This window comes from Micromonospora sp. NPDC048999 (assembly GCF_040649295.1).
GTDB lineage: Bacteria > Actinomycetota > Actinomycetes > Mycobacteriales > Micromonosporaceae > Micromonospora.
The window spans coordinates 1-2,997 of the sequence record NZ_JBEZFI010000096.1 but is presented as its reverse complement, the minus strand read 5'-3'; the positions used below and the strand labels follow the sequence as shown (position 1 = coordinate 2,997).

The 2,997-nt window shown below is 67.4% G+C and carries 4 protein-coding genes; 2 read left to right on the top strand and 2 right to left on the bottom strand.

What is annotated here, in order from left to right; genetic code table 11:
* Together AB0C02_RS33470 and AB0C02_RS33465 are read right to left on the bottom strand one after the other, a co-directional pair.
* Nucleotides 1–773: hypothetical protein (locus AB0C02_RS33470; protein ID WP_357553221.1), on the bottom strand; the 773-nt coding region annotated here is incomplete at its 3' end.
* Nucleotides 774–938: 165 nt separating this feature from the next.
* Nucleotides 939–1,397: an Lrp/AsnC family transcriptional regulator gene (locus tag AB0C02_RS33465; protein ID WP_357553220.1), complete on the bottom strand. Its 459-nt coding sequence runs from the start codon at nucleotides 1,395–1,397 to the stop codon at nucleotides 939–941.
* 94 nt (nucleotides 1,398–1,491) lie between these two features.
* Between AB0C02_RS33465 and AB0C02_RS33460 the strand changes: the two genes are divergently transcribed.
* Together AB0C02_RS33460 and AB0C02_RS33455 are read left to right on the top strand one after the other, a co-directional pair.
* Nucleotides 1,492–2,343 (top strand): LLM class flavin-dependent oxidoreductase, encoded by an 852-nt coding sequence (locus AB0C02_RS33460; RefSeq protein WP_357553219.1) that lies wholly within the window; start codon nucleotides 1,492–1,494, stop codon nucleotides 2,341–2,343.
* On the top strand, nucleotides 2,340–2,765 hold the full coding sequence (locus tag AB0C02_RS33455; protein ID WP_357553218.1) for a nucleoside deaminase: 426 nt from the start codon (nucleotides 2,340–2,342) through the stop codon (nucleotides 2,763–2,765). The genes AB0C02_RS33460 and AB0C02_RS33455 overlap by 4 nt, the downstream gene beginning before the upstream one ends.
* The last annotated feature ends 232 nt before the right edge of the window (nucleotides 2,766–2,997 follow it).

Here is a 2,997-nt window from a genome sequence, read left to right as displayed (position 1 = left end):
GCTGAGGCGGGCACGGTGGGCGGCAGGCTGATCGGACAGGCCACCCACGTCCAGTCCCGATACGAACGCGGATCCACCCGAGTGGGTAGTTGCAGACGCAGCAGCGCCCGGCCCGGGTCGGTGTCACTGCGTTCGATGGTGGCCTGCTGCCGGTCACACGCGGCCAACAACAACATCCGCGGGGCCCTCGGGCAGCCTTCCAGCTCGAACACATCCACCGGCAAACGACCGTTGGTGTTGAGGAACGTGACGGCCTGCCGGGTCCGGCCCTTGATGACGCTCGACGGCAGACCCTCCCCGCCAGGGATCGAGGCACGGACCTGATCCCACTCCACGGGGGCGCGTCGGCGCGGGTCGGCCGGCCAGGTGGACAGGATCCCGGCGGTCAGGTCGGCACGCCACTTCACCGAACGCAGAACACGCCCCGCCTGCTCCTGGACCATCCGCACGATCCGGTCATTGACCTTCACACCCTCCGGGACGGTCGCCGTCCAGCCCAGCCGCCGCAACGCCATCCACGCATTCGACGGCAACCTCCGACCAGCCGCATCCTGACCGGAGGCCAGCACATCAACATCAGCCGCGTTCCAGTGCTCCTCGATCAGGGCACCCACCATGCCCGCAACCAGATCAGCACACCAACCGACACGCTCGGCCAGCACCGCCCGGGACACGACCTCCCCGGACGCCTCATCCAGCCCCGTTCGCAGCAGCCCACGAGCACACGCGGTCCGCACCGCCTCGCCTGAAGCCAACGCCAACTTCCGGCTCACCCGCCACCGCCCTGACACCACCCGGACCCGAATAGCAGACAAGCCCGACTCTCCGCCGACCGCATCCCCAACAAAACGCCCGACAACGGAAATTCTATGACCACTATGGATCAGCAACCAAATCGCTTAGCCTTTCCCGCGCTGCGGGGGCGTTCGTACGCCGGGTCACGAGTGGGGCGGTGTCAGGCGTGGGCCGCGGTAGGGGAGGGTGGCGCTGTAGACCACGTTGGTGGTGGTGCTGCCGAAGCTGGCGAGTTCGTTGACGATCTGTTCGAGATGTGCCATCGACGTGGCGGCCACCTTCAGCACGTAACAGTCGTCTCCAGTGGTGCGCAGGCACTCCAGGATCTCCGACCGTCGCTCCAGTAGCCGGTGCAGCGGTTCGTGCCAGCTGCCGGGGTACTTCAGCCGGATGACCGCGAGCACGGCGAAGCCCGCCTTGGGTAGGTCGACCTCGGCGCGGTAGCCGGTGATCACACCGATTGCCTCCAGCCGCCTCACCCGTTCGCTGGTGGCCGACGCGCTCAGCTGAACCCGGCGGCTGAGCTCGGTGATGGGCAGGCGGCCGTCGCCCTGCAGCTCGGTCAGGATGGACCAATCGACGGCATCAAGATTCTCGGCCATTGGGCTAATCTACCGGTTGATTCACTGCGAAGACCAGCAAAGGCCGGGAACACGGTGTTCACAGCCCCGACCCGCCGTGACTAGCCTGGGAGCCGTGCAAATTGGTGTGAACGTACCTAACTTCGCCCCGGGTACCGACCCGGATGTTCTGCGACGGTGGGCGCAGACGGTCGAGGGACTCGGCTTCGACCTGCTGATGGTCTCCGACCACATCGCCGTGACCCCGGACGTGGCCGAGAAGTATCCGGCACCGTTCTACGAGCCGTTCACCACGCTGTCCTGGCTGGCCGGGGTGACCCGCCAGGTCCGGCTGGGCACCACGGTGCTCATCGTCCCGTACCGGCACCCGCTGCTCACCGCCAGGATGGCGGCGAACCTCAACCGACTCAGTGGTGGCCGGCTTGTCCTCGGCGTCGGCGTTGGCTGGGCCCGGCAGGAGTTCGAGGCGCTTGGCGTGCCGTTCCGGCGGCGCGGCGCGCTGACCGACGAGTACCTGCACACGATGCGCGACGCCTGGCGGAACACCGACGACTATGACACGGCGGCGATTCCGATCTGGGTCGGCGGCAACAGCGACGCCGGCATGCGTCGCGCGGTGTTGCTCGGTGACGCCTGGCACCCGCTGGGGGTCACGCCGGGATGGCTTGCGGACGCAGCCGGGCGGCTGAAGGCCACCGCCGACGAACTGAGCCGCCCGGTGCCCGCGTTGATGCCGCGCATCAAACTCCGGGAGACCCGTGAACCGGTCACCGCGCCGGACCGGCTCGCCGGTGTCGGCACCATCGACCAGATCATCGCCGACATCGACCAGATCCGTCTGCTCGGCGCCGAGGCGGTGGTGCTCGACCCGTTCAACGGCGATCTGACCGAGATCCGCCAGCCCGAACGCGCCTGGCGCACACTTGCCGCCGTGGCCGCGCACCACAAATCTCAGGAGGACCGATGACCCCCGACGACGAGAGGTTTCTCCGCCGTGCCGTGGAACTCGCCAGCTTGGCCGGGGCGTCCGGCGAACGGCCGTTCGGCTCGTTGCTGGTAGGTGCGGACGGCACCGTCCTGATCGAGGACCACAACACCGTGGTCTCCGAGTCGGACATCACCGCCCACCCGGAACTGAAGCTGGCCCGCTGGGCCGCTCGGGAACTCGCCCCCGACGCGGCCGCAGACACCACCATGTTCACCAGTTGCCAGCCCTGCCCGATGTGCGCGACCGCGATCGCCCGGTCCGGCCTCGGCCGGGTGGTGTACGCCCTGTCCGCCGAACAGTTCGACGAGGTCAAGCCGGTCACCCCGCCGCTGCCCCCGGTACGGTACGAAGGGCCGGCACTGTTTGACGAGGCGCGCCAGCCGATCGACAACTACTACTAGCGTCGGCCCTTCAGTGAGGGCTGCCCGCATCGTCGATCATGAAAGAGGAAGTGCCTTCTGATCTGGGAAGATCTGACTTGTCTAAGTGGGAGAGTGTGCTTGATCTTGGTGTCGTCGTCATGCTGGAGAGCGTCGCAGATCAGCTAAGCGATCCTGTGTCGGAGTAGGTTTCCGGGATCGTTTCCCACCTGGGTGGGGTGGCGTGGGCGTGGAGATGGAATCCTGCGCCCAG